A 25917-nucleotide genomic window follows, 5' to 3' on the forward strand; every position below is an offset into this window, starting at 1 on the left:
CCCCTATCGTTACTGGAGAAGTCGAGACGAGCTGGACTCACGGGGGCAGGGCGATGGACGGGACACAGGGTATGAGCGAGGTGACCGGGAGCGAGGCGCTAGCCACGCTCCACCGGGTCTTCGGGTACGACGCCTTCCGCGGTGAGCAGGAAGCGATCATCGATCACGTGGTGGGCGGTGGGGACGCCGTCGTGCTCATGCCGACCGGCGGCGGCAAGTCGCTCTGCTACCAGATCCCGGCGCTGGTCAGAGCCGGTACGGGGATCGTCGTCTCGCCCCTGATCGCGCTGATGCAGGACCAGGTGGACGCGCTGCGGGCGCTCGGCGTGCGTGCCGGGTTCATGAACTCGACGCAGGACTTCGAGGAGCGCCGCCTGGTGGAGCAGGAGTTCCTCGCGGGCGAGCTCGACCTGCTCTATCTGGCGCCGGAGCGGCTGCGCCTCGACTCCACGCTCGGGCTGCTGTCGCGCGGAAAGATCTCCCTCTTCGCGATCGACGAGGCGCACTGCGTGGCCCAGTGGGGTCACGACTTCCGCCCCGACTACCTGACGCTGTCCGTGCTCGGCCAGAACTGGCCGGACGTGCCGCGCATCGCCCTGACCGCGACGGCGACGCGCGCCACGCACCAGGAGATCACCCAGCGCCTCGGCATGCCGGACGCCAAGCACTTCGTGGCGAGCTTCGACCGGCCCAACATCCAGTACCGGATCGTCGGCAAGGCCGACCCGAAGAAGCAGCTCCTGAGCTTCCTCAAGCAGGAGCACGAGGGCGACGCGGGCATCGTCTACTGCCTGTCCCGCAAGTCCGTGGAGGCGACGGCCGAGTTCCTCAGCCGCAACGGCATCGAGGCGGTGCCGTACCACGCGGGCCTGGACGCGGGGACGCGCGCGGCGCACCAGTCGCGGTTCCTGCGCGAGGAGGGCCTCGTCGTCTGCGCGACCATCGCGTTCGGCATGGGCATCGACAAGCCGGACGTACGGTTCGTCGCCCACCTCGACCTGCCGAAGTCCGTCGAGGGCTACTACCAGGAGACGGGCCGCGCAGGGCGTGACGGCATGCCGTCGACGGCGTGGATGGCGTACGGGCTGCAGGACGTGGTGCAGCAGCGGAAGCTGATCAACATGGGGGAGGGGGACGAGGCGTTCCGGCGCCGCGCCTCCGCCCACCTCGACTCGATGCTGGCGCTGTGCGAGACGGCGCAGTGCCGCCGGGCCCAGCTGCTCACGTACTTCGGGCAGGAGGGCGCCGAGTCCTGCGGCAACTGCGACACGTGCCTGTCGCCGCCCGAGACCTGGGACGGCACGGTCGCCGCGCAGAAGATCCTGTCGACCGTGGTGCGCCTGGAGCGGGAGCGGCGGCAGAAGTTCGGCGCGGGCCAGATCATCGACATCCTGCTGGGCAAGCGCAGCGCCAAGGTCATCCAGTTCGACCACGACCAGCTCTCCGTGTTCGGCATCGGCGAGGAGCTGGCCGAGGTCGAATGGCGGGGCGTGGTGCGGCAGTTGCTGGCGCAGGGGCTCGTCGCGGTCGAGGGCGAGTACGGGACGCTGGTGCTCACCGAGGAGAGCGGCTCCGTGCTCGGGCGGCAGCGGGAGGTGCGGCTGCGCAAGGAGCCGAAGCCGGCGCCCCGTGCGGCGGCGGCCCGTGAGCGCAAGGCCAAGTCGCCCGCGGTCGAGCTTCCGGCGGAGGTGGCGCCGGTCTTCGAGGCGCTCCGGTCCTGGCGCGGCGCGCAGGCGAAGGAGCACGGGGTGCCGGCGTACGTCATCTTCCAGAACACGACGCTGGCCGAGATCGCGCAGCAACAGCCCACGTCGCTGGCGCAGTTGGGCACGATCGGCGGGGTCGGCGAGAAGAAGCTGGCGACGTGGGGCGAGGGCGTCCTCGGTGTGCTGGCGGGCCTGAGAGGCGGGTCCTCCGCGCCCGCCCGGCCCGCCGGGGCGGGCCGGGACGACGCCCCCTGGCCCGACTATGTGGGCCAGGAGCCGCCGCCGGAGGACGAGCCGGTGCCGGAGGATGTCGACTGGTAGGAGGCGCTACTGGGCGGGGGACGGCACGATCCGGCCCGTGACCTCGCCCAGTTGGACCCTCGCGCCGTCCGGGCCGGGGGCCCAGGCGGAGAGGGTGACGACGTCGCCGTCCTCCAGGAAGCCGCGCTTGCCGTCGGGGAGGTCGAGTGGCTGCTGCCCGTTCCAGGTGATCTCGATCAGGGAGCCGCGCTCGTTGTCCTCGGTGCCGCTGATCGTGCCTGAGCCGTAGAGGTCGCCGGTGCGCAGGGAGGCGCCGTTGACCGTCATATGGGCGAGCATCTGGGCGCCCGTCCAGTACATGCCGGAGAAGGGGGGCTCGGAGATCACCTGGCCGTTGAGGGTGACCGTGATGCGCAGGTCGTAGCCGGCCGGGTCGGCGGCGGACTCGGGGCCGCTGTCGTCCAGGTACGGAAGGAGCGGCACCGTCCGCTCCGGCGGGCCCACGCGGGCCGCGTCCAGGGCCTCAAGCGGGGTGATCCACGCGGAGATCGACGTGGCGAACGACTTGCCGAGGTGCGGGCCGAGCGGCACCGTCTCCCAGTTCTGGATGTCGCGCGCCGACCAGTCGTTGAGGAGGCAGAGGCCGAAGACGTGGTCCCGGTAGGAGGAGAGCGGGACCGGGGTGCCCTGCCGCGACGGGACGCCGACCACGTAGCCGACCTCCGTCTCGATGTCGAGGCGGACGGACGGGCCGAAGACCGGGGCCGGGTCGGCGGGCGCCTTGCGCTGGCCCGAGGGGCGCACCACGTCGGTGCCGGAGACGACGACCGTGCCGGAGCGGCCGTGGTAACCCACCGGGAGGTGCTTCCAGTTGGGCTTCAGGGGCTCCTCGTCGGGGCGGAAGAGCCGGCCGAGGTTCGAGGCGTGGTTCTCGGAGGCGTAGAAGTCGACGTAGTCCGCGACCTCGAAGGGGAGGTGCAGCGTGACCGAGGACAGGGGGTGCAGGAAGGGGCGGACGACCTCGCGGTGCGCCGGGACCGTGACCCAGGCCGTCAGCGCGCGGCGCACGTCGGACCAGGTCGTACGGCCCGCCGCAAGGAGGGAGTTGAGGTTCGGGCGGGCCAGGACCGAGACGTACGGGGAGCCGAGGGCCGCGGCGGCGCCGCCCGCGTCCAGGACGTGGTCCCCTATCCGGACGCCCACCCGGCGCTCGGCACTCTCGGACGAGGCGGGGGAGAAGACTCCGTACGGAAGGTTGTGCGGGCCGAAGGGGTGGCCTTCGGGAAGGTCGAGTGGGTCGAGACGGTCGAGCGGGGTGTGCTCGGACGCGGACTCGGAGGTGGCTGCGCGTGCCATGCCTGCGGGCCTCACTTTCCATTCGGGTGCGCCACACGTTACGTGGGAGGTACCGGTTCGCGGCAGTGCCTAAAGAGTTCGTAATGTCCGAATGACCCGTTGATGGAGTGGTGGGTTCCGGCTTAGCGTCATTGTCCGGTGGGCACGGACGGGGCTGAACCCCGCATTCAAGGTCCGGGTCCAAGGGGGGACACGTGGGGGGACCCGTGGCCAGGAGCGCCGGGAGTGTCAGCAGTGCCGGAAGCATGCCGTTCGCCGTGGACCGTGATGTCCCGGGCCTGATCGTGAAGTTCGGCGACTACCCGCTGCACCACGGAGGGGTGGGCGCGATCCGCAGTCTGGGGCGCCTCGGCGTGCCGATGTACGCGATCACCGAGGACCGGTACACACCCGCGGCGGCGTCGCGCTATCTGCGCCGCGCGTTCCCGTGGCGGACGACGGGGACGGAGGAGCCGGAGCGGCTCGTCGACGGGCTGGTGCGCGTCGCCCGCCGGATCGGCCGTCCCGCGGTGCTGATCCCGACGGACGAGGAGGCCGCCGTCCTCATCGCCGAGCATCAGGGCCCGCTCGGCGCCGCGGGGCTGCTCTTCCCGCGCGTGGAGCGGGAGTTGCCGCGCCGTCTCGCCAGCAAACAAGGGCTGCACGAGTTGTGCGTGGAGCACGGTGTCCCCTCGCCGACGGCGTCCTTTCCCGAAAGCCCGGCGGACATCGAGGAGTTCGCGGCGAAGGCCCGGTTTCCGGTGGTGGCGAAGAACCGGGAGGCGTTCACGCGGCGCGCTCGGCCCGCCGTCAACGGGACCACGAGGATCGCGACCGCGGAGGGGCTGCGCAGGCTCGCCCTCGGCTGGGGCGCGAGGCCCGGCGTGATCCTCCAGGAGTACCTGCCGCGCGAGGAGGCCGAGGACTGGATCGTGCACGCGTACTTCGATCAGGACTCCACGCCGCTCGCCATGTTCACCGGCGTCAAGGTCCGCTCCTGGCCGCCGCACGCGGGCATGACGGCCAGCGCGTACGTGGTCGACAATCCGGAACTCGCGGACGTCGCCGCCCGTTTCATCAAACAGATCGGCTTCACGGGGATCATCGACCTCGACCTGCGCTTCGACCGGCGCGACGGACAGTACAAGCTGCTCGACTTCAATCCGCGGATGGGCGCCCAGTTCCGCCTCTTCGAGAACGAGGCGGGGATCGACGTCGTCCGCGCCATGCACCTCGCACTCACCGGCCGCACCGTTCCGGAGGGGGAACAGCGGGCGGGCCACCGCTACGTCGTGGAGAACATCGACCTGCCGGCCCTGCTGGCGTACCGGCGCAGCGGCTATACGACCCCGCACGCCCCGCCCCGAGCCAGCGGGACGGAGCTCGCGTGGTGGGCGGCCGACGATCCGCGGCCGTTCTTCACGATGCTCGCCCGGTTCGTACGGCCGGGGGCGAAGCATCTGTACCAGCTGTGGCGGAGCAACCGCCGCGGCAGCGCGGCCGGTTCGGGCGGCAGCGGCGGCAGCGGCGGCCGGACCCGGCCGGGGCAAGCGAAGTAGGAGACGCGACGTCGTCCTGGGGAGGGGCTTCGTGAATCATCCGGTAGCAGTCATAGGGGCGGGCCCCTACGGCCTGTCCACCGCGGCGCACCTGAGGGCGCGCGGGATACCCGTCAGGGTCTTCGGGGAACCCATGGTGAGCTGGCGCTCGCACATGCCCGAAGGCATGATCCTCAAGTCCGTGCCGTCCGCGTCGAACATCGACGCGCCCCAGCGCGGACACAAGCTGGCCGACTACTGCGACGTCGCCGGGATCAAGCGGCTCGTCACGGACGAGGACCTGATATCCGCCGAGACGTTCGTGGCGTACGGCGACTGGTTCCAGAAGAAGCTGGTGCCCGAGCTCGAGCGGGTGCGGGTCGTCTCCGTGGACCGGCGCGGGCGCGAGGCGTTCGAGCTGAAGCTGGACTCGGGCGAGCAGTTCACGGCGCGGGCGGTGGTCGTCGCCACCGGCCTGTCGGGCCTTGAACATGTGCCGGGGGAGTTCACCGCGGCCGTGCCGGACGGACCCGCCCCCACGGGCCCTGTCTCGCACAGCGCGCAGCACCACGACCTGTCCCGGTTCGCGGGCAAGGAGCTGATCGTCGTCGGCGCGGGTCAGTCCGCCCTGGAGACGGCGGCGCTCGCGGCGGAGGCGGGCGCGGGCGTGACGGTGGTCGCGCGCGGCAGGGGCCGGGTGCGCTTCGGGGCGCCGCCGTGGCAGCAGCCGAGGTTGCGCCCGCAGACCCCGTTCGGCAACGCGTGGTCGCTCTACGCGCTGACGTACTACCCGCACCCGTACCGTCATCTCCCGCCGCAGGCACGGCACTTCCTGGTCAGAAGGGTGCTCGGGCCGCTGGGCGCGTGGTGGCTGAAGGACCGCTTCGAGGGCAAGGTCGCGGTGCGCGACGTCGCGGGGATCGAGCGGGTGACGGTGTCCGGGGGCGCGCCCGTCCTCGGCGTGCGCACGCTCGGCGGCCGCGTCGACGACCTGTCCGCCGACCATGTCATCGCGGCGACGGGATACCGGGTCGACCTGGCGGCGATGCCGTTCCTGGGGGAGGGGCTGCGCACGCGGCTCGCCACCAGCCGGGGCACGCCGCGGCTCGGCGCCGGCTACGTCTCGTCCGTCCCCGGCCTGTACTTCACGGGCATGCTGGGCGGGTCCTCGTACGGTCCTGTCATGCGCTTCGTCTGCGGCACGGAGTTCGCCTCGCCGCGGCTCGCCCGGCATCTGGCGGCGGCGCACGGGTGACCGCATGGCCCAGGCAACTACCAGTGAGTTCAACCCGGTTGACCGACTGGGGAGGTAACCCGAACAGATGACATCACTCCGTCGTGACCGGCCATCCCTTGCCAGGGCGGCCGGTACTCGACGGGTCCCGGGCACGGCCGGTCCGTATTCTTCGGATCATGCCCGCACCCGCATATGCACTCATCGCCACTGACCTGGACGGCACGCTGCTGCGCGGCGACGACACGGTCTCCGACCGGACCCGCGACGCGCTGGCGGCTGCCGTCGCCGCGGGCGCCCGGCACATCGTGGTGACGGGGCGGCCCGCGCCCCGCGTGAAGCCGATCCTCGACGAGCTCGGCGGCAGCGGGCTCGCCGTGTGCGCGCAGGGCGCGCAGCTGTACGACGGCGTGCGGGACCGGCTGTTGTGGTCGCTGACGCTCGACCGGGAACTCGCCGAGCAGGCCATCGGGAAGATCGAGGCCGAGATCGGTCAGGTGTACGCGGCCGTCGACCAGGACGGGGTGGAGGGCCTCACGCTCATCGAGCCCGGCTACCTCATGCCGCACCCGACGCTGCCCGCCGTACGGGTCCAGGGGCGCGCCGCGCTGTGGGAGCGGCCCATCAGCAAGGTGCTGCTGCGCCACCCGTCGCTGTCCGACGACGAGTTGGCCGCGGTGGCGAGAGCGGCGGTGGGGCCGCTCGCCACCGTCACGATGTCCGGGCCGGGGACGGTCGAGCTGCAGCCGCGCGGCGTGACCAAGGCGACCGGGCTCAGCCTCGCGGCGGAGCGGCTCGGGGCGGGCGCCGCCGACACGATCGCCTTCGGCGACATGCCGAACGACGTGCCGATGTTCGGCTGGGCGGGGCGCGGGGTGGCCGTGGCCAACGCGCACCCCGAGCTCAAGGCGGTCGCCGACGAGGTGACGTCGTCGAACGAGGAGGACGGGGTGGCGGAGGTGGTCGAGCGACTGCTCACCCACCGGGCCCTGGGAGCCAGTTCGTCCTAGCGCCGCGAGCCCCGCGGGGGCCGGGCTTCCCACCAGCGTGCGGAGACCGGCCCGGTCCGGCCGGGGGCCTACCCGGCCGTGCGCGGAATCCGCTTCTCCCACGTCCGGTGGAACACCACCTCGTCGCCGTCCCGGCACACCACCTCGCTCGACGTGAGGAACTCGGTCGCCGTGCAGGTGATCTCGGAGCGGGTCTCGACGCGGGCGTCCCAGCCCAGGTCAGGGCGGTGCAGGCGGATCGCCCAGTCGGAGCGGGTGCGCGCCGACAGCGGGTCGGCCTCGTCGATGACGTACGTCTCCAGCGCGTCCTCGGTGAACTCCAGGCCGTCCGGGTACAGGCGCGTGCCGCCGTAGCGAGGGTCGACCTCCAGGCGCCATTCGCCCTTGGCCACGTCCCGTACGACGAGGCGCTCGGGCCGCGGGCCCTCCAGGGTCTCCGGGTAGACGACGCCGAGCGGCTCCGACTGCTCCGGTTCGGCGAAGGAGATCTCCCCGCCGGCCGCGGGCCCCCGCACCGGAAGCTCCAGCGCGCTGCCCACCGGGTCGAGCGTGAACCCGGCCTCCGAGCCGGCCTGCGGCCAGATCCACGGCCAGTACGCGGACGAGACCGCGAGCCGGATGCGGTGGCCGGCCGGGAAGGCGTGGCCGATGCCGTTCAGCTCGAAGGTGACGTCCTCCGTGGTGTCCGGGGTCCACGGCACGTTCTCGGAACGGCCGTGCCGGGAGGACAGGTTGAGGACGCCGCGCGTCACGAGCGTCGAGGAGCCGTCGGGCGCCACGTCGCACAGCCGCGCCACGACCTGCCCGCGCTCCACCGGGCACGTGAGGCGCAGCGTCACGCGCGGTCTGCCGAGCACCCGCACCTCGTCGGGCACCTCGAACTCGAAGCACGCCGACTTCGCGTCCTCCTCGCGCTGGTCGGGCGGCAGGTCCGCGTCGTTCCCGAACGGGAAGAAGCGGCCCGCGTCGAGCCCCGTGTGCTGCGGGGAGCGCACGACCTGGGGCGCGCCCTGGAGCGCGTACGAGACCTTCTCGACGTTCGGGGACGGCCACGACGGGTCGCCGACCCAGCGGCCCGGCAGCTCCGGGTACACGGTCGCGGGCGGGTGCGAGTCGCTGATCCAGGAGCGCAGCTTTGGCTCGGCCATGACTCCGGTGTCCTCGCCCTTCAGCCAGTGGTCCCACCAGCGCAGCGTCTCCTGGAGGAAGCCGATGGCCGGGCCCGGCGGCAGGCCGCGGTCCGGGTACTGGTGCGACCAGGGGCCGATGATGCCGCGCATCTGCTCGGCCGGAAGGTGCTCGGCGAGCCGCAGGACCGTGTCCCGGTACGGGTCGTGCCAGCCGCCGACCGCGAGCACGCCCGCCTTGATCGCGGAGTAGTCCTCGCAGACGCTGCCGTGCCGCCAGTAGTCGTCGCGGGTCTGGTGGCCGAGCCATGTGTGGATGAACGGGTCGACGGCCTCCAGGCGCTCCGTCCACATGTCCTTCCAGCCGTCGCCCACGAACTGCGGGTCCGGCGGGCGCGACACGAACGCGAGCATCGTCGCCGCCCAGGCGTGCATGTCCACGGCGAGCACGGAGCCGCCCATGTAGTGCACGTCGTTGTCGTAGCGGTCGTCCGCCGAGCAGACCGTCACGATCGCCTTCAGCGGCTCGGGCGCCAGGGCCGCGATCTGCAGGGAGTTGAAGCCGCCCCAGGAGATGCCGAACATGCCGACCTTGCCGGACGACCAGGGCTGCGCGGCGAGCCAGTTCACGACCTCGACGCCGTCGGCCAGCTCCTGCGCGTCGTACTCGTCGCCGGGCATGCCCTCGGAGTTGCCGTGGCCGCGCACGTCCACGCGCACGGAGGCGTAGCCGTGGCCCGCGTACCAGGGGTGGCGCTGCCAGTCGCGGGGCGCGGTCCAGTCGGAGAGCCGGTAGGGGAGGTATTCGAGGAGCACCGGCACCGGTTCCTCGGTCACCGGGCGCCATACGCGGGCGAAGAGCGTCGTCCCGTCGGACAGGGGTACGCGGATGTCCTCACGGACCGTTCCGAAGGGGAACTCGGTCCTGATGGTGGGAGTCGTCGTCATGGGAGAACCTCAGTGAACGGGGTGCATGGTGCGGCGCAGCCAGGGCGCCAGGGCGATCACGCCGATACCGACCGCGACCGCGATGGCGCCGTTGACGCCGAAGTAGGCGGGGTTCGAGACCTCGCCGTAGAGCTTGACGACCTGCGCCTGGATCCCGTTCGCGAGTGCGAGCGAGAGGAACCACAGGGCCATGGTCTGGCTGGCGAAGGCCTGCGGGGCGAGCTTGGTCGTCGCGGACATGCCGGACGTCTCCACGAGGATGTCGCCGAGGCCGAGCAGCAGGTACGAGCCGACGATCCACCAGACCGCCATCTTGTACGTGTCGTCGCTGTGCCCGGACGTCGGCAGCACCATCAGGAGGAACGACAGTCCGCCCAGGACCACACCGAACGCGATCTTGTTGGAGGCGTGCGGCTGGCGCGGGCCCATCCGCGCCCAGACGGCGGCCACGACGGGCGCGAGCGCCACCTCGAAGGCGCCGAGCGCGGAGGCGTACCAGCCGGCCGGGAAGTCGAAGCCGAGGATGGTCGTCTCGGCGTTCGTCGAGGCCAGCAGGATCATCGTCGAGTACGCCTGGAACAGGATGAAGTTGAAGGCGACCGAGGCGATGAAGAGCACCAGGTAGGGCTTGAGCCGGCCGCGTTCCTCCGCGGTGACCCGGGGGCTCTTGAACATCACCACGAAGTACACGACCGGCGCGATCACCGAGATGTACGTGAGGAGGTCGACGAAGCGGCCCATGGTCAGCCACCCGGCCAGCGCCAGGGCGACCGCGACGGCGGCCACCACGACCGCGCCCACGATCATCAGCCGTACCGCCCTGCGCATCCCCTCGGGCGGCAGCGCGTACTCGGCGGCGTCGGTGCGCCCGGCCAGGTGGCGGCGCCCCGCGACGTACTGGATCAGGCCGAACGTCATGCCGATGGCGGCGGCCGAGAAGCCCCAGTGCCAGCCCTTGTGGTCGCCGAGCCAGCCGGTGATCAGCGGTCCGGCGAAGGCGCCGATGTTGATGCCCATGTAGTAGAGCGCGAAGCCGGCGTCGCGGCGCTCGTCGGCGGTCCGGTACAGCTTGCCGACCATCGAGGCGACATTCGGCTTGAGCAGGCCGGTACCGGCGCTGATCAGGCCGAGCCCGACCCACGTCATCGTGGGTGTCGGCACCGCCATCGAGTAATGTCCGCAGGCGATGAGGATGCCGCCCCACAGGACGGCGCGGTACGAGCCGAGGATCCGGTCGGCGAGCCAGCCGCCCGCGACCGAGACGAGGTAGACGAGCGTGCCGTACGCCGCCGAGACCGAGGCAGCGTTGCCGGGGTCCATGCCCATGCCGCCGTGCGCGACGGTGTCGGCGAAGTACAGGACGAGGATCGCCTGCATGCCGAGGAACGAGAAGCGTTCCCAGACCTCCAGGCCGGACAGTGTCAGCAGACCCCTCGGCTGGCCGAAGAAGGCCGTGTCGTCGCCGGGCGGCGGGGCGCTGTCCGTGTCGTGCTCGGTGTGGGACAAAGTGCGTACTCCAGGTCGTCTGTGCTGATCAAGAACATACCGGTGGTGTCGCGAAGCCGCCTGGTCCAGGGTGTTCGGGCGGGCGCCACCTGTGATCGAAACGCGACCGGATACGCTGACTTGAGTGATGGCAGCGACACATCGACAAACCGTGTCATCGACCGAATGATCGACCGAGTTCGCCATGTGAGCGTCGTGATCGTCAGCAGACAGGAGAACCTCTCGTGACCGTCGTCGGGACTTTCGGTCTGAGCGTGCGGGACCAGGCCCTCGAGGCTGATGTTCAGGCTGGTTTGGCGGCTGTCGAGGAGGGACTCCTCGAAGCCACCAAGAGCGAGGTTCCCTTCATCACGGAGGCCGCCCAGCACCTGGTGCGGGCCGGCGGCAAGCGGTTCAGGCCGCTGCTCGTGACCCTCGCGGCCCAGTTCGGCGACCCGTACGCGCCGGGCATCGTGCCCTCCGCCGTCGTCGTCGAGCTGACGCATCTCGCGACGCTCTACCACGACGACGTGATGGACGAGGCGGACGTGCGGCGCGGGGTGCCGAGCGCCAACCAGCGCTGGGGCAACTCGGTGGCCGTGCTCACCGGTGACTTCCTGTTCGCCCGTGCCTCGCACATCCTCGCCGACCTCGGCCCGGACGCGGTGCGCATCCAGGCGGAGGCGTTCGAGCGGCTCGTCACCGGCCAGATCCTGGAGACGGCGGGCCCGGCCGACGGCCGCGACCCCGTCGACCACTACCTGGACGTGCTCAGCGGCAAGACCGGCTCGCTCATCGCCGTGGCCTGCCGCTTCGGCGCGATGATGTCCGGCGCGGACGAGACGGTCGTCGACGTCCTCACCCAGTACGGGGAGCGGCTCGGCGTCGCCTTCCAGCTCGCCGACGACGTCCTCGACATCGCCTCCGACTCGCACGAGTCCGGGAAGACGCCCGGCACCGACCTGCGCGAGGGCATCGCCACGCTGCCGGTCCTGCGGCTGCGGGAGCGGGCCGAGCGGCTCGGGCTCGCCGAGGACAAGGAGCTGGTCGAGCTCCTGGACTCGGACCTCGGGGACGACGAGCGGCTCGCCGAGGCGGTGGCGCGGCTGCGGACGCATCCCGCGCTGGAGCAGGCGCGGCGGGACACGGTTCGGTTCGCGGAAGAGGCGAGGGCGGCGCTCGTTCCTTTGGTGGAGTGCGAGGCGAAGGCGGCGCTGGTGGAGCTGTGTGACGCGGTGGTGCATCGGGCGGGTTGACCGTCCGCCGGGTGTGTGACGCAGGTCACCTTTCCGGGGTGAGTGCCGCCCCCGGGCCCGGCCGTACCCACCCCCGAAGGCCGACGCAGGGGGCGTCGGCCGGTAGGGGGAAACTGAACATGGGCACATTGGGCACACGCATGCTCGCGGTCACGGCTGTCGTCGGCGTCGCCGCAGGGACCGGGCTCGCCGCGCCGCAGGCCTTCGCCGCGGAGCCGAAGGCCACCGGGACCGTCCTCGCCGCGAGCCTCAACGGCGCCAACGAGGTGACCAGCGGTGACACGGACGGCGCCGCCCTGGAGTTCGTACAGGTCAAGGGCGATCAGGTGTCCGTCGCCGTGAAGTGGCGGGGCGTCGGGAAGCCGACCGCCCTGCACCTGCACGAGGGCGCCAAGGGTACGAACGGCGGCGTACGGGTCGACTTCACCAAGGTGCTCGGCGGCGCGAAGGGCCACCGCGCCACCGGCTCCGTCACCGTCAAGGACGCCGCGCTCCTGCAGCGGCTCACCACGACCCCCGGAGCGTTCTACGCCAATCTGCACACGGCCGCCTTCCCCGACGGCGCGGTCCGCGGGCAGCTCCACCGGGTCACCGAACCGACCGACTTCGGCCGCGCCCTCGACAACTTCCAGGCGGCCGTCGTGCACGGCCGGCAGATCTACGAGTGCAAGGTCGACCCCGCCACCGGCAAGGCGGCCTTCGCGCAGCGCGATGTGAGCGCCGTGCTCGCGGGGCACATCCGGCACTCGTTCACCGCGCCCAACTCCGGTGTGCCGCAGTGGCTGGCACCCGACGGCAGCGCCGTGACCGGCGCGGTCGTCTCCCGCACGCCGAACGGCGCGGACAACATCGCCGAACTGGACCTCAAGGCCACCCAGTCGGGCAAGCCGCGCGGACTGCTCGCGGACACCGCCGAGATCCTGCGCCTCAACACCGTGGGCGGAGTGGCCCCTTCAGGCAGCTGTGACCCCGGGGCCATCGTGGGCGTGCCCTACAAGGCTGACTACGTGTTCGTGAACGGCTGAGCGCACCCGGTCCACGTACCGCGATCGGCGGTGTCGCCCCCTACGGGTCGGGGGTGGCACCGCCGTGGTGTGTCATCCCGTAGGTGTACGCGGAGTTGATCCCGGGGGCTGACGCTTCCTTGTGGCCGGTTTGGTCAGATTGGGTACACCACTCCAGACCAATCCGGGTGAGAATGGCGGCTCGGGGTGGACGCAGACTGGACGAGCGCACAGGACGGTAAGCCGCCGCCGATCACGGAGGTAGGGCAAGAAGATGGCACCGTACGCATCCGAAGACAGCGAGAGCGGTACGCGCCGCCGCAAGGCCGTGCGATACGCGGTCCCCGTCGCCGTGGTGGGGGTGGCCGCGGCGACCATCGGGCTCGTTCCGGCGCTCGCCAGCTCGGGCGACCCGGACCTTCCCGACATCACCGCACGTCAGCTCATCGAGAAGATCGCGAAGTCGGACACCCAGCAGCTGTCCGGCACCGTGAAGATCTCGACGGACCTGGGCCTGCCCTCGGTCGGCGGCGCCGGTGGCGGCGGACTCATGGGCGGCGGGGAGCAGGAGGGCGGCAAGTCCTCGGCCGACCCGCAGTCGAAGCTGACCGAGCTGGCCACCGGCTCGCACACGCTGCGCGTCGCGGCCGACGGCCCGGACCGGCAGAAGCTGTCGGTCCTCGACGACGCGTCCGAGTACAGCGTGATCCACAACGGCGACGACCTGTGGGCCTACGACAGCAAGTCGGACGAGGCGTACCACGCGCAGAGCGAGAAGGGCTCCGGCGACGACGCGAAGAAGGCCCCCAAGGGCGTTCCCGCCACGCCGAAGGAGCTCACGGACGAGATCCTCAAGGCCGGCGGCGACACCACGTCGTTCTCGGTCGACGGCACCTCGCAGGTCGCGGGCCGGGACGCGTACCGGCTGCAGATCAAGCCCAAGCAGGCGGGTTCGACGGTCGGCGCGATCACCGTGTCCGTGGACGCGAAGACCGGTACGCCGCTCAAGTTCAGCCTGACCCCGGCGGGCGGAGGCGCGGCCGTCGTCGACGCGGGCTTCACCAAGGTCGACTTCGCGAAGCCGGCCGCCTCCACCTTCGACTTCAAGCCGTCGAAGGGCACGAAGGTCACCGAGGCCGACGACCTGAAGAAGGCGCAGCGGCACGAGGGCGCCGCCAAGCACGAGAACCTCAAGCCCGAGGACCTGAAGGCCGACGACCTCAAGGCCGGCGGTCTCGACGACCTGAACGTCATCGGCAAGGGCTGGACCTCGGTCGCCGAGCTGAAGCTGCCGAAGGAGGCCGCGGGCCTGGCGGCGGGCAAGGGCTCGGCCGAGATGCCGCCCGACGCGCAGAAGTTCCTGAGCTCCCTGGGCGACCGGGTGAAGGGCGAGTTCGGCTCCGGCACCGTCTACTCGACCCGCCTCGTGAACGTACTGGTCACCGAGGACGGGAAGGCGTACGCGGGCGCGGTCACCAAGGACGCGCTGGTGAAGGCGGCGAACGCGGGCTGATCAAGCGGTGGTTCACGGTGAGGGGGTGGTGCGCACCACCCCCTCACCCGTATGCGTAGGAGGGGCATGGAGGAGCAGCCGGTGCAGCCGGTCATCGAGACGCGGGAGCTCAGTAAGCGGTACCGGGGCGGCCAGCTCGCCGTCGACGGGCTCAGTCTGAGCGTCCCGCGCGGCGCCGTCTTCGGCTTCCTCGGGCCGAACGGCTCCGGAAAGACCACCACCATCCGGATGCTGATGGGCCTGATCGAGCCGAGCTCGGGGTCCGCCCGGGTGCTCGGCCACTCCATGCCGCGCGCGGTGCGGACCGTGCTGCCGCACGTGGGCGCGCTGATCGAGGGGCCCGCCCTGTACGGCTTCCTCTCCGGCAGGGACAACCTGCTGCGCTACGACGCCGCCGATCCGACCGCCGACCCCCGCACCCGCAAGGAGCGGGTCGGGCAGGCGCTCGACCGGGTGGGTCTGACGGCCGCCGCAGGCAAGAAGGCCAAGGCGTACTCGCTCGGCATGAAGCAGCGGCTCGGCCTGGCATCCGCCCTGCTGACACCGCGTCGGCTGCTCGTCCTGGACGAGCCGACGAACGGACTCGACCCGCAGGGCATGCGCGAGATCAGAACCCTGGTCCGTGAACTGGCCTCCGACGGCACCACCGTCTTCCTCTCCTCGCACCTCCTCGACGAGATCGAACAGGTCTGCACGCACGCCGCGGTGATGGCGAAGGGCCGCCTCCTCACCCAGGGCCCGGTCGCCGAACTGGCCTCGGGGGTGCGCGGAAAGCTCGCCGTCACCACTCCGGACCCGGCCGACGCCGCCCGCGTCCTCAAGGAGCACGGGCTGACCGTCCTCGACACGGAGGACGAGCGGGTCACGACCGAACCACCGCCTCCCGACACGGACCTGGCGGATCTCAACACGGCACTGGTCACCGCGGGCGTGCGCGTGCGCGGCTTCGGCGTCGAGCGGGCCTCGCTGGAGGACGCGTTCGTCGCGCTGACGGGGGAGGGGTTCGATGTCGCGGGCTGAGACCGTGGAGGCGGCTGGGACGGTGGAGATGGCTGAGACGGCGGCGGCTCCCAGGCCGAACCCCCTGTGGACGCTCGGCCTGCTGCGCAGCGAGCTGACCGTGACCCTGCGCCGCTGGCGCACCCTCGCGCTGCTCGCGGTCCTCGCCGGGGTGCCGATCCTGATCGGCGTCGCCGTGAAGATCGAGACGGGCGGGGACGGGGCGGCCGACGGGGGCGGTGGCGGGGGCCCCGCGTTCATCGCGCAGATCACGAACAACGGCCTGTTCCTGGTGTTCACGGCGCTCGCCGCGACGCTCCCGTTCTTCCTGCCCATGTCGGTCGGCGTCGTCGCGGGCGACGCGGTGGCGGGCGAGGCGAACGCGGGGACGCTGCGCTATCTGCTGGTCGCCCCCGCGGGCCGGACCCGGCTGCTGCTGACCAAGTACGCGACCGTGCTCGCCTTCTGCCTGCTCGCGACGCTGGTGGTGGCGGTCTCCGCGCTGCTCACCGGGGCGCTGCTGTTCCCGCTGGGCGACGTGGTCACCATCTCCGGCACCCGGATCGGCTTCGGCGAAGGGCTGTGGCGGGCGTTCCTGATCGCGCTCGTCGTCGCCGCGTCCCTGGTCGGGATCGCCGCCGTCGGCCTGTTCATCTCGACGCTGACCGGCAGCGGCATCGCGGCGATGGCGACGACCGTGGGCCTGCTGATCACCGTCCAGATCCTCGACCAGATCCCGCAGCTGCACGCGATCCAGCCCTACCTGTTCTCCCACCAGTGGCTGTCCTTCGCCGACCTGATGCGAGCGCCGGTGTACTGGGACGACGTGATCGAGAACCTCGAACTTCAGGCCCTGTACGCGGCGGTGTTCGGCACCGCCGCGTGGGCGCGGTTCACGGCGAAGGACATCACCGCGTGAAGCCCGCCGGGGCCTCCGTCCGGTCCTCGGCCGCCGCGGCGACCCGGTCCGGGCGGTCGCCGCGGCGCGGGCGGGCGAGCAGGAAGCCGACGGGTGCGCTCACCAGGACCGAGGAGTAGAACGGCCAGAAGCTCCAGTCCAGGTCGGGGAAGACCGCGTACGGGTTCCCCGAGACCGAGGGAGAGAAGAACGTGGCGACCAGGATCGCCGCCGTGCTCCCGTAGACGCAGCGCTTCATGGCCGCCGTGGACATGGGGCGGTCGCTGCGCAGCGAGTGGATCACGAGCGGGAGCACCGACGAGGTCGTCACCGTGTAGGACAGGACCAGCCAGAACATCGGGCTGACGTCCGGAGTGAGCGCGGCGAGCAGAATGCTCACCCCGCCGACGACGCTCATGGTGAGGCGGGCGCGGCCCGCGCTGACGCTCGTCGTGCCGTCGGCCTTGAGTCCGTCCGGCTTGGCCACCGGGCCGCCGGCGCCGAGGTCGCGGACGACGGAGGCGGCCGTGGACAGCAGGAGGACGGAGGCGGCCGCGAGGACCGTCAGGAAGGTGGTGCAGAGCCCGAACAGCAGCCACTTGCCGAGCCCGTCCTCCGAGCCGTCCAGGGCGATGGCGAGGCGGGTGATGATGTTTCCGCCGAACTGCCCCTGGGACACGAGGTCCTTCTGGGGCACGAGGGCCGCCGCGCCGAAGCCGATGAGGGCCGCCATGGCGCACAGCGGGGCGATGACGGCGAAGCCCACGCCCGCGACGCGGCGGGCGGCGCGCGGATGCGGGGCGTCGGTGAAGCGCGCGATGAGGTACGGCATGAAAGCCGCGCCCGTCAGCACGCAGGAGCAGAAGGCGGCGAGGTCGATGAATCCGATGGGGCCGTTGCCGAAGAGCTGGCCCATCTCCAGGAAGCCGGCCGAGCCGGACCTGTGCTGGTCGGCGGCGTGCACGATCGCGCCGAAGTCCCCGCCGAACCTGATCACGACCAGGAGGCCGAGGATCGGCGCGATGAGCATCAGCCCGCCGATCTTGACGAGCTGCAGCACGGTCGCGCCCCGGGTGGCGCCGATCGCGGCGCAGGCGACGATCAGGGCGCCCATCAGCACGATGAGGATCTGCCGGGTCGCGAGGTCGTCGATGCCGACCATCCGGGCCGTGTCGCCGATGGGCTGCAACTGGGCGGTGATCAGCGGCACCGTCGCGGTGAGCAGGGCGACGCCGGCGGCGCGGCGGCCGGGCCCCGGGGGCAGATGACGGGTGACGGTCTCGCCGAACGACCGTCCGCCGATGCCCGCGAGGCGCTTCGCCAGCCACTGCCGCATCAGGAGCGGTGACAGCGCGGCGCACGTGGCCACGGCCACCCCGTCGCCGCCGGCCACGGCCACGACCCCGACGAGGAACATGACCGCGGCGGCGTTCGCGATGTCACCGGCGTAGGCGAACCCGATCAGGCGGGCCCCGAGCCGGTTCGTCTCGCTGACACGGAAGAACTCGTCGCCGACGCGGAGGTCGGGGCTTGCCCACATCGACAGGAACAGGCAGGCGCCGATGAAGAGCAGGAACAGCAGCAGGGAGACGGTGAGTCCGTCGTTGAGGGCCCCCATCAGGCACCTCCCCCGTGGTCCGGGCGCGGGCCGGTGCAGGCGCCCAGGAGGCATCCGTAGGTCAAGGCTCCTCCAGGAGCAGAACGAGTGGCGTCAGTCGCGGGCGGGACGCGACAACGGCATCGACCGCCCGGAGGGTCGAACACAGGTTACCGGCGGTTAGGAGGAGGCCTGAGATGCGAACGGAGGGGATTCAGCAAAGAGTTGGTGACCGCGTGCGAGTCGGGTCGGTCGGGTCAGTCGGGTCGGTCGGGTCAGTCGGGTCAGTCGGGTCGGTCGGGTCGGTCGGGTCGGTCGGGTCACTGGAGGCAGAACTCGTTGCCCTCGGGGTCGGCCATCACCAGCCACTCCCCGCCCTGTGACTTGACCTCGTCCAGGATGCTCGCGCCGAGGCCGGTGAGCCGCTCCGCCTCGGTCGCCCGCTGCCCGGACCCGGCGTGCACGTCGATGTGCAGCCGGTTCTTGCCGCTCTTCGCCTCGGGCACCCGCTGGAACAGGATGCGGCGGCCGAGCCCGGTGCCGGTGTCCGCGTCCACCGGGTCGTCCGGGTGGCGCACGGCGACCAGGTCGCGGAAGGACCGCCGGCCCCAGCGCGGCACGGTCTCCGCCTCGCTCACCGCGCCGAAGCCGAGGAGCCGCTCGATCAGCGCGGCGTTGTCCTCGATCTCATAGCCGAGCGTGGCCCCCCAGAACTCGGCCTGCGCGTGCGGGTCGGCGGCGTCCACGACGAGCTTCCAGTGCAGTGTCATGCACCAGTTATAGGCCGAACTTCGTCCGCAGGCGCGGAAGTTGGGGCAGGGCGCGCCGCCTCGGTGGCCGCGTCCGCCTCCGCCTCGGCCCGGGCGAGCCGGGCCCGGTTGACCCGCGCGGTGCGCAGCGCGTCCCAGGTCAGCAGGATCAGCGCCAGCCAGACCAGCGCGAACCCGGCCCACCGCTCCGGCGGCATCGCCTCGTGGAAGTACCAGATCCCCAGCAGGAACTGGAAGACGGGCGCCAGGTACTGCAGCAGTCCCAGGGTCGACAGCGGGACGCGGATCGCCGCCGCCCCGAAGCACACCAGCGGCACCGCCGTGATCAGCCCGGCCGAGGCGAGCAGCACGCCGTGCCCGGCGCCCTCCGCGCCGAACGTCGACCGGCCCTGCGCCCCGAGCCACAGCAGATAGGCGAGCGCGGGCAGGAACTGCACGGCCGTCTCGGCGGCGAGCGATTCGAGCCCGCTCAGGTTCACCTTCTTCTTCACGAGCCCGTACGTGCCGAACGAGAACGCGAGGACGAGCGAGATCCACGGCGGCTGCCCGTATCCGACGGCGAGCACGAGGACGGCGGCGAAGCCGGTGCCGACGGCCGCCCACTGCGCGGGCCGCAGCCGCTCCTTCAGGAGCAGCACGCCGAGCGCGATCGAGACGAGCGGGTTGATGAAGTAGCCGAGCGAGGCCTCGACGACATGGCCGGAGTTCACCGACCAGATGTAGACACCCCAGTTGACGGTGATCACGGCCGCGGCGACGGCGACGAGCCCGAGCCGCTTCGGCCGGCGCAGCAGCTCCTTCGCCCAGCCCCATCTCCGTACGAAGAGCAGGGCGACGCCCACGAAGGCCAGGGACCACACCATCCGGTGGGCCAGGATCTCCACCGACCCGGCGGGCTTGAGCAGCGGCCAGAACAGCGGGACGAGGCCCCACATCCCGTACGCCGCGAAACCGTTGAGGAGGCCGATGCGCCCCTCGTTCTTCCCCTGCCCCCGCAGCCCCGGCTCCGCCCCGGCCCTGTCCTGCATGACCCCTCCTCGTAACGCACGGCAGCCCGGCGGCGGCCACCACGAAGGTAGCGCCGCCGGGCCCCGTCCGTCATGCCCGTATCGCCATACGGTCCTGACGGCCTTGCCGGTGCGTGACGGGAGTGCTCAGCCCACGACGGTCCAGGTGTCGCCCCCGGCCAGCAGCGCGCCGAGCTCGCCCTTGCCGTCCCGCTCGATCGCGGCGTCGAGCTGGTCGCTCATCTGCACGTCGTAGACCGGGCGCTCGACGTCGCGCAGCACGCCGATGGGGGTGTGGTGCAGCGTGTCGGGGTCGGCGAGCCGGGAGAGCGCGAAGGCGGTGGTCGGGGACGCCGCGTGGGCGTCGTGGACCAGGATGTCCGCCTTGTTGTCCTCCGTGACCGGCACGATCCTCAGGTCGCCGGTGGCCGCGTCGCGCACGACGCCCTTCGAGGCGTCGGCCCCGAAGGTGATCGGCTGCCCGTGTTCGAGGCGGATGACCGCCTCCTCGGCCTGCTGCTTGTCCTTGAGGACCTCGAAGGCGCCGTCGTTGAAGATGTTGCAGTTCTGGTAGATCTCGACGAGCGCCGTGCCCTGGTGGTCGGCGGCCGCCCGGAGCACCGACGTGAGGTGCTTGCGGTCGGAGTCGACGGTGCGGGCCACGAAGGACGCCTCGGCGCCGATGGCGAGCGACACCGGGTTGAAGGGCGCGTCGAGTGAGCCCATCGGCGTCGACTTGGTGATCTTGCCGACCTCGGAGGTCGGCGAGTACTGGCCCTTGGTGAGCCCGTAGATCCGGTTGTTGAACAGCAGGATCTTGAGGTTCACATTGCGGCGCAGCGCGTGGATGAGGTGGTTGCCGCCGATGGACAGCGCGTCGCCGTCACCGGTCACGACCCACACGCTCAGGTCCCGGCGCGAGGAGGCGAGCCCGGTCGCGATGGCCGGGGCGCGGCCGTGGATGGAGTGCATCCCGTACGTGTTCATGTAGTACGGGAAGCGGGACGAGCAGCCGATCCCGGAGACGAAGACGATGTTCTCCTTCGCCAGGCCGAGCTCGGGCATGAAGCCCTGCACGGCGGCGAGGACCGCGTAGTCGCCGCAGCCGGGGCACCAGCGCACTTCCTGGTCGGACTTGAAGTCCTTCATGGACTGCTTGGCCTCGGCCTTGGGAACCAGCGACAGAAGCGTCTGATCGCCGTCCCCGGTCTCCCCGGCGGTCTCCTCCGCGGCCCGGCCGCCGGCCTCCCGGGACTCCCTGGTCTGCGTATCAGCCATCGATGGCCTCCTTGAGAGCGGTGGCGAGCTGCTCAGCCTTGAACGGCATTCCGTTGACCTGGTTGTAGCTGTGCGCGTCCACCAGATACTTCGCCCGTACGAGCGTGGCGAGCTGACCGAGGTTCATCTCGGGGATCACCACCTTGTCGTAACGCTTCAGGACCTCGCCCAGATTCCGGGGGAACGGGTTGAGGTGGCGCAGATGGGCCTGCGCGATGTGCTCACCGGCGGTGCGCAGGCGGCGCACCGCGGCCGTGATCGGTCCGTACGTCGAGCCCCAGCCGAGGACCAGCGTGCGGGCCTGACCGGTGGCGTCGTCGACCTCGATGTCGGGCACTTCGATGCCGTCGATCTTCGCCTGCCGGGTGCGGACCATGAAGTCGTGGTTGGCCGGGTCGTACGAGATGTTGCCCGTGCCGTCCTGCTTCTCGATGCCGCCGATGCGGTGTTCGAGGCCCGGCGTGCCGGGGATCGCCCAGGGGCGGGCGAGGGTCTGCGGGTCGCGCTTGTACGGCCAGAAGACCTCGGCGCCGTCCTCGGTGGCGTGGTTCGGGCCCGACGCGAACTGGACGCGCAGGTCCGGGAGTTCGTCGACCTCGGGGATGCGCCACGGCTCCGAGCCGTTGGCCAGGTAGCCGTCCGAGAGCAGCATCACCGGGGTGCGGTAGGTGACGGCGATCCGGGCCGCCTCGATCGCCGCGTCGAAGCAGTCGGCCGGGGTCTTCGGCGCGACGACCGGGACCGGCGCCTCGCCGTTGCGCCCGAACATGGCCTGGAGCAGGTCCGCCTGCTCGGTCTTGGTCGGCAGCCCGGTCGAGGGCCCGCCGCGCTGGATGTCGATGACGAGCAGCGGCAGTTCGAGGCTCACGGCGAGGCCGATGGTCTCGGACTTGAGCGCGACACCGGGCCCGGAGGTGGTGGTGACGCCCAGGCTGCCGCCGAAGGCCGCGCCGAGCGCGGCGCCGATCCCGGCGATCTCGTCCTCGGCCTGGAAGGTGCGCACACCGAAGTTCTTGTGCTTGCTCAGCTCGTGCAGGATGTCGCTCGCCGGCGTGATCGGGTACGAGCCCAGGTAGAGGGGGAGATCCGCCTGCTTCGATGCGGCGATCAGCCCGTAGGAGAGGGCCAGGTTCCCGGAGATGTTGCGGTAGGTGCCGGTCGGGAACGCGGTGGCGGCGGGGGCGACCTCGTAGGAGACCGCGAAGTCCTCGGTCGTCTCGCCGAAGTTCCAGCCCGCGTGGAACGCCGCGAGGTTCGCCTTCATGATCTCGGGCTTCTTGGCGAACTTGGCCTTGAGGAACTTCTCCGTGCCCTCGGTCGGCCGGTGGTACATCCACGACAGCAGGCCCAGCGCGAACATGTTCTTGGAGCGCCCCGCGTCCTTGCGCGAGAGCTCGAACTCCTTCAGCGCCTCCACGGTCAGCGTCGTCAGCGGCACGGGGTGCACGTGATACCCGTCGAGCGAGCCGTCCTCGAGGGGACTCTCGTCGTAGCCGACCTTCTGCATCGCCCGCTTGGTGAACTCGTCGGTGTTCACGATGACTTCGGCGCCGCGCGGCACGTCCCCGATGTTCGCCTTCAACGCCGCCGGGTTCATCGCCACCAGCACGTTCGGCGCGTCGCCCGGCGTGAGGATGTCGTGGTCGGCGAAGTGCAGCTGGAAGGAGGACACGCCCGGCAGTGTTCCCGCGGGGGCGCGGATCTCGGCCGGGAAGTTCGGCAGTGTGGAGAGGTCGTTGCCGAACGACGCGGTCTCGGAAGTGAAGCGGTCCCCGGTGAGCTGCATGCCGTCACCGGAGTCACCCGCGAACCGGATGATCACCCGGTCGACGCGCCGTACGTCCTTGCTCGATTGTCCCGCCGACCTGCGCTGCCCACCAACGACAGCGCTGTCGGTCCCGTCGGCCTGCTCGGTGGTGCTACTGACCTGGCTGGTCACTGAACTGGACCTCCCTCGAGGCGGCTGTGCGGGCACGGCCGTCCCACCGGCCATCCCAGGGCCCACCCTACGTCTGTAAGGGTCGCCTTCCTGAGGCGATTCGCATGGTGGACCGCCAAATGAGACGGCGGGTCGCCCCGATTTGTACGGTGATTCCCCTGTGTTTGTGGAGGACGCGCCCGGTCGGTCGATGGTTCTTCGGCGGTCTTCGGCGCCTGTGTTATCTGACAGGGTGTCAGGTAATCAGGAGTTCAGGTAGGTCAGTACGGCCAGTACGCGGCGGTGATCCCCGTCACTCTGGGAGAGCCCCAGCTTCAGGAAGATGTTGCTGACGTGCTTCTCGACCGCGCCGTCGCTCACCACGAGCTGCCGGGCGATCGCCGAGTTCGTACGCCCCTCCGCCATCAGCCCCAGCACCTCGCGCTCGCGCGGCGTGAGGTTCGCCAGCACGTCCTGCTTGCGGCTGCGCCCGAGCAGCTGCGCGACCACCTCGGGGTCGAGCGCCGTGCCGCCCTCGGCGACCCGCACCACCGCGTCCACGAACTCCCGCACCTCGGCGACCCGGTCCTTGAGCAGGTACCCGACGCCACGGCTCGACCCGGCGAGCAGTTCCGTCGCGTACTGCTCCTCCACGTACTGCGAGAGGACCAGCACCCCGAGCTCCGGGAACCGGGCCCGCAGCCGCACCGCCGCGCGCACGCCCTCGTCCGTGTGCGTGGGCGGCATCCGTACGTCCGCGACGACCACGTCCGGCAGCTGCTCCTGCGCCCCCAGCTCGATGATGGTCTTGACCAGCGCTTCCCCGTCGCCGACACCCGCGACGACCTCGTGCCCGCGGTCCGTGAGCAGCCGGGTCAGGCCCTCCCTGAGCAGCACTGAATCCTCGGCGATGACGACCCGCACCTTGTCCTCCACGTTCTTCGGCCCCCCAGCGCACGAACGCCCCGACACGGTGCGCGCCGGGATCGATCGATCCTGATGCCTTCAGCATCCCAGGATCGGGGGGTGGGGGTGGGCGGGTTCGGGGGGCGGGGTCTGGGGTGGGGTCGGAGGCGGGGCCTGGGGCGGGTCCGGAGGTGGGTCCTGGGAGCGGGGCCCGGGGGTGGGACCCGGGGGTGGGGCCCGGGGGTGGGGCCTGGGGGTGAGGTTGGTTTGCGCAGTGGTGCTACGGGCCCGTGCCCCCGCCCAATTTCCCACCCACCCGCCCCCTCCGGGGGCGTCGGCGTCGCGGGGCGCCGGGTGCCGCCCCGCCGTGGGCAGTCAGCCGTCCACCACGGTTCCCCACCCGTGACGCTGAGGGCCGCCCCGCCTGGGGCAATCCGCCATCCACCACGGCTCCCCACCCGTGACGGCAGGGTGCCGCCCCGCCTTGGGCAATCTGCCGCCTTGGGCGGCAGGGTGGGCAAGGCGGCCCCCGGTGCCGCGCAACGGCTGAGGGGGCCCCGGCCACGGGTAGGCCGCGGCGGTCCGGTGCCGCGGAACGGGGTGGGGCCCCGGCCACGGGTACGCCGGGGCAGGGCGGTGCCGCGCAACCACCCCCGGCTCACCCCCGCGTCACGCCCGCCGCCACGGCAACTCCGCCGTCACCCGCGTCGGCCCACCCGTCGGCGACTCGACCACCAGAATCCCGTCGACCGCATCGAGACGCCCGGCCAGCGCCGCCAACCCGGACCCGCCGGAGGCCACCGCTCCGCCGCCCCCGTTGTCGTACACCTGCACCATCAACCGGTCCTGCGACCGCCACACATCGACCTCCGCCCGCGTCGCCCCGCTGTGCTCGCTCACGTTCTGCAGGAGCTCGGAGACCGTGAAGTAGGCGATGCCCTCGATGGCGGGCGCCGGCCGCTCCGCCAGGTCGACCTCCACCTGCACCGGCACCGCGCACCGCGAGGCCACCGCCGACAGCGCCGCGTCGAGCCCCCGGTCGGTCAGCACCGCCGGATGGATCCCGCGCGCCAGGTCCCGCAGCTCCTGCAGCGCCGTCTTCACCTCGCCGTGCGCCTCGTCCACCATGCGCGCCGCCGTCGCCGGGTCCTCGCTCAGCTTCTCCTTGGCCACCCCGAGATCCATCGCCAGGTTGACCAGGCGGGCCTGCGCCCCGTCGTGCAGGTCGCGCTCGATGCGCCGCAGGTCGGCCGCCGCCGTGTCGGCCACGACGCCCCGGTCCGACTCCAGCTCCACCACACGCGACGCGAGCCGCGACGGGCCGAGCAGCCCCACCACCATCAGCCGGTCCACCGTCGTCAGCGCCCGGATCACCCACGGCGTGGCCAGCGTGACGAGCAGCCCGAGCCCCGCGGTCACCGCTATCTCGAACGGGTTGTCCAGGTACACGGCGTGCCCGGAGTCCCCGTACAGCTGAATGCCGTCCTGCCCCACGTACGTGGGGAACACCCAGCGCCACACCGGATACGTGAGCATCGTCCAGCCGGTCGCCCAGAAGCTCAGCCCCACGGCGAACCCGAACACCGCCCACGGCATGTGCAGCACCCCGTACAGCAGATGCCGCCACGAGACGCCGCTCTTGAGCGTCGCCCCGATCCACCCCATCGGCCCGCCCGTGCGCGGCCGCAGCGGCTCCGGCGTGCCGACCTCGACGCCGAGCAGGTGGCGCGCCCGCACCCGCTCGAGCGCCCCGAGCCCGCGTGCCCCGGCGAGCGCCGCCGCGAGCACCGGAACCCCGATGAACGTGATCAGCAGGCCCACACCGAGCGAGGTCATCGTCACGGCCCACACGAACCCGATGATGCTGAGCGGCAGGCTGAGCATCAGATACCCGAACTCCCGCCACGCCCGGCCCTCGATCGGCGCCCGCAGCCCGGCCGGCAGCCGGTTCAGTCCGCGCGGCGGACGCGGACCGCCGCCGCGACGGTCCTCTTCGTAGGAGTACGAGTACGAGTACGGGGACGGAGAGGAGGACGAGGACGGGGACGAGTACGCGTGCGTGTCACGTTCCTCGCCGTATCCGTACTGGTGCGTGGCCATCGGTGTCCGTCCGTTCTGCTCGGGTCT

General features: G+C 71.5%; 19 protein-coding genes. 9 read left to right on the forward strand and 10 right to left on the reverse strand.

Annotated elements, in window-relative coordinates:
* The first annotated feature begins 71 nt into the window (after nt 1-71).
* Nucleotides 72-2027 (forward strand): DNA helicase RecQ, encoded by a 1956-nt coding sequence (gene recQ, locus ACFV9W_RS05175; protein ID WP_385755757.1) that lies wholly within the window; start codon nt 72-74, stop codon nt 2025-2027.
* Between the two features lie 6 nt (nt 2028-2033).
* On the opposite strand, the gene fahA is transcribed toward recQ, so the two are convergent.
* On the reverse strand, nt 2034-3323 hold the full coding sequence (gene fahA, locus ACFV9W_RS05180) for a fumarylacetoacetase (protein ID WP_385755758.1): 1290 nt from the start codon (nt 3321-3323) through the stop codon (nt 2034-2036).
* Nucleotides 3324-3568: 245 nt separating this feature from the next.
* Between fahA and ACFV9W_RS05185 the strand changes: the two genes are divergently transcribed.
* From ACFV9W_RS05185 to ACFV9W_RS05195, 3 genes are all read left to right on the forward strand, one after another.
* The gene (locus ACFV9W_RS05185; protein WP_385755759.1) at nt 3569-4861 is read left to right on the forward strand and encodes an ATP-grasp domain-containing protein; all 1293 of its coding nucleotides are present in this window, start codon (nt 3569-3571) and stop codon (nt 4859-4861) included.
* A 31-nt stretch (nt 4862-4892) separates the two neighbouring features.
* On the forward strand, nt 4893-6095 hold the full coding sequence (locus ACFV9W_RS05190) for an FAD-dependent oxidoreductase (protein ID WP_385755761.1): 1203 nt from the start codon (nt 4893-4895) through the stop codon (nt 6093-6095).
* Nucleotides 6096-6253: 158 nt separating this feature from the next.
* Entirely contained in the window at nt 6254-7084 is an 831-nt protein-coding gene (locus ACFV9W_RS05195; protein ID WP_385755762.1) for an HAD family hydrolase, read from the forward strand.
* A gap of 68 nt (nt 7085-7152) precedes the next feature.
* Here the strand turns inward: ACFV9W_RS05195 and ACFV9W_RS05200 are convergent, their stop codons facing one another.
* Nucleotides 7153-9159, reverse strand: a complete 2007-nt coding sequence (locus ACFV9W_RS05200; RefSeq protein WP_385755764.1) for a CocE/NonD family hydrolase — start codon at nt 9157-9159, stop codon at nt 7153-7155.
* Between the two features lie 9 nt (nt 9160-9168).
* Nucleotides 9169-10665 (reverse strand): peptide MFS transporter, encoded by a 1497-nt coding sequence (locus ACFV9W_RS05205; protein WP_385755766.1) that lies wholly within the window; start codon nt 10663-10665, stop codon nt 9169-9171.
* A 224-nt stretch (nt 10666-10889) separates the two neighbouring features.
* Here ACFV9W_RS05205 and ACFV9W_RS05210 point away from each other — a divergent pair, with 224 nt between their 5' ends.
* The 5 genes from ACFV9W_RS05210 to ACFV9W_RS05230 all read left to right on the forward strand — a co-directional run bounded on the left by ACFV9W_RS05210 (nt 10890) and on the right by ACFV9W_RS05230 (nt 16335).
* Nucleotides 10890-11900 (forward strand): polyprenyl synthetase family protein, encoded by a 1011-nt coding sequence (locus tag ACFV9W_RS05210; protein WP_385755768.1) that lies wholly within the window; start codon nt 10890-10892, stop codon nt 11898-11900.
* Nucleotides 11901-12019: 119 nt separating this feature from the next.
* On the forward strand, nt 12020-12925 hold the full coding sequence (locus tag ACFV9W_RS05215; protein WP_385755770.1) for a CHRD domain-containing protein: 906 nt from the start codon (nt 12020-12022) through the stop codon (nt 12923-12925).
* A gap of 253 nt (nt 12926-13178) precedes the next feature.
* Nucleotides 13179-14417, forward strand: coding sequence for an outer membrane lipoprotein carrier protein LolA (locus ACFV9W_RS05220; RefSeq protein ID WP_385755772.1), 1239 nt, complete (start codon nt 13179-13181; stop codon nt 14415-14417).
* A gap of 66 nt (nt 14418-14483) precedes the next feature.
* Nucleotides 14484-15437 (forward strand): ABC transporter ATP-binding protein, encoded by a 954-nt coding sequence (locus ACFV9W_RS05225; RefSeq protein WP_385755774.1) that lies wholly within the window; start codon nt 14484-14486, stop codon nt 15435-15437.
* Nucleotides 15424-16335: an ABC transporter permease gene (locus ACFV9W_RS05230; RefSeq protein ID WP_385755776.1), complete on the forward strand. Its 912-nt coding sequence runs from the start codon at nt 15424-15426 to the stop codon at nt 16333-16335. Before ACFV9W_RS05225 ends, ACFV9W_RS05230 begins: the two co-directional genes overlap by 14 nt.
* Here the strand turns inward: ACFV9W_RS05230 and ACFV9W_RS05235 are convergent.
* The 7 genes from ACFV9W_RS05235 to ACFV9W_RS05265 form a co-directional block, all read right to left on the reverse strand.
* Entirely contained in the window at nt 16325-17932 is a 1608-nt protein-coding gene (locus tag ACFV9W_RS05235) for a hypothetical protein (protein WP_385755778.1), read from the reverse strand. The two genes, ACFV9W_RS05230 and ACFV9W_RS05235, sit on opposite strands and share 11 nt — an antisense overlap.
* Before the next feature lie 299 nt (nt 17933-18231).
* Nucleotides 18232-18681 carry a VOC family protein gene (locus ACFV9W_RS05240; RefSeq protein ID WP_385755779.1) on the reverse strand — a complete coding sequence of 150 codons (450 nt, stop codon included), beginning with the start codon at nt 18679-18681 and terminating at the stop codon, nt 18232-18234.
* A complete protein-coding gene (rarD, locus tag ACFV9W_RS05245; RefSeq protein ID WP_385755781.1) occupies nt 18678-19709 on the reverse strand; it encodes an EamA family transporter RarD in 1032 nt (343 codons plus the stop codon). The genes ACFV9W_RS05240 and rarD overlap by 4 nt, the downstream gene beginning before the upstream one ends.
* Nucleotides 19710-19835: 126 nt before the next feature.
* On the reverse strand, nt 19836-20966 hold the full coding sequence (locus tag ACFV9W_RS05250; protein ID WP_385755783.1) for a 2-oxoacid:ferredoxin oxidoreductase subunit beta: 1131 nt from the start codon (nt 20964-20966) through the stop codon (nt 19836-19838).
* A complete protein-coding gene (locus ACFV9W_RS05255; protein ID WP_385755784.1) occupies nt 20959-22905 on the reverse strand; it encodes a 2-oxoacid:acceptor oxidoreductase subunit alpha in 1947 nt (648 codons plus the stop codon). The genes ACFV9W_RS05250 and ACFV9W_RS05255 overlap by 8 nt, the downstream gene beginning before the upstream one ends.
* 243 nt (nt 22906-23148) lie before the next feature.
* The gene (locus ACFV9W_RS05260) at nt 23149-23808 is read right to left on the reverse strand and encodes a LuxR C-terminal-related transcriptional regulator (RefSeq protein ID WP_385756045.1); all 660 of its coding nucleotides are present in this window, start codon (nt 23806-23808) and stop codon (nt 23149-23151) included.
* Nucleotides 23809-24459: 651 nt separating this feature from the next.
* Nucleotides 24460-25890, reverse strand: coding sequence for a sensor histidine kinase (locus ACFV9W_RS05265; protein ID WP_385755786.1), 1431 nt, complete (start codon nt 25888-25890; stop codon nt 24460-24462).
* Nucleotides 25891-25917 lie beyond the last annotated feature (27 nt).

Source organism: Streptomyces sp. NPDC059897, assembly GCF_042730865.1.
In the GTDB taxonomy this organism is placed as follows: Bacteria; Actinomycetota; Actinomycetes; order Streptomycetales; family Streptomycetaceae; genus Streptomyces.

What these genes read in the sequence shown, in the direction of transcription:
- recQ (WP_385755757.1), top strand. Translation starts at nt 72, where the DNA reads ATGAGCGAGGTGACCGGGAGCGAGGCGCTAGCCACGCTCCACCGGGTC.
- fahA (WP_385755758.1), bottom strand. Translation starts at nt 3,323, where the DNA reads ATGGCACGCGCAGCCACCTCCGAGTCCGCGTCCGAGCACACCCCGCTC.
- ACFV9W_RS05185 (WP_385755759.1), top strand. Translation starts at nt 3,569, where the DNA reads ATGCCGTTCGCCGTGGACCGTGATGTCCCGGGCCTGATCGTGAAGTTC.
- ACFV9W_RS05195 (WP_385755762.1), top strand. Translation starts at nt 6,254, where the DNA reads ATGCCCGCACCCGCATATGCACTCATCGCCACTGACCTGGACGGCACG.
- ACFV9W_RS05200 (WP_385755764.1), bottom strand. Translation starts at nt 9,159, where the DNA reads ATGACGACGACTCCCACCATCAGGACCGAGTTCCCCTTCGGAACGGTC.
- ACFV9W_RS05215 (WP_385755770.1), top strand. Translation starts at nt 12,020, where the DNA reads ATGGGCACATTGGGCACACGCATGCTCGCGGTCACGGCTGTCGTCGGC.
- ACFV9W_RS05220 (WP_385755772.1), top strand. Translation starts at nt 13,179, where the DNA reads ATGGCACCGTACGCATCCGAAGACAGCGAGAGCGGTACGCGCCGCCGC.
- ACFV9W_RS05225 (WP_385755774.1), top strand. Translation starts at nt 14,484, where the DNA reads ATGGAGGAGCAGCCGGTGCAGCCGGTCATCGAGACGCGGGAGCTCAGT.
- ACFV9W_RS05230 (WP_385755776.1), top strand. Translation starts at nt 15,424, where the DNA reads ATGTCGCGGGCTGAGACCGTGGAGGCGGCTGGGACGGTGGAGATGGCT.
- ACFV9W_RS05235 (WP_385755778.1), bottom strand. Translation starts at nt 17,932, where the DNA reads ATGGGGGCCCTCAACGACGGACTCACCGTCTCCCTGCTGCTGTTCCTG.
- ACFV9W_RS05240 (WP_385755779.1), bottom strand. Translation starts at nt 18,681, where the DNA reads ATGACACTGCACTGGAAGCTCGTCGTGGACGCCGCCGACCCGCACGCG.
- rarD (WP_385755781.1), bottom strand. Translation starts at nt 19,709, where the DNA reads ATGCAGGACAGGGCCGGGGCGGAGCCGGGGCTGCGGGGGCAGGGGAAG.
- ACFV9W_RS05250 (WP_385755783.1), bottom strand. Translation starts at nt 20,966, where the DNA reads ATGGCTGATACGCAGACCAGGGAGTCCCGGGAGGCCGGCGGCCGGGCC.
- ACFV9W_RS05265 (WP_385755786.1), bottom strand. Translation starts at nt 25,890, where the DNA reads ATGGCCACGCACCAGTACGGATACGGCGAGGAACGTGACACGCACGCG.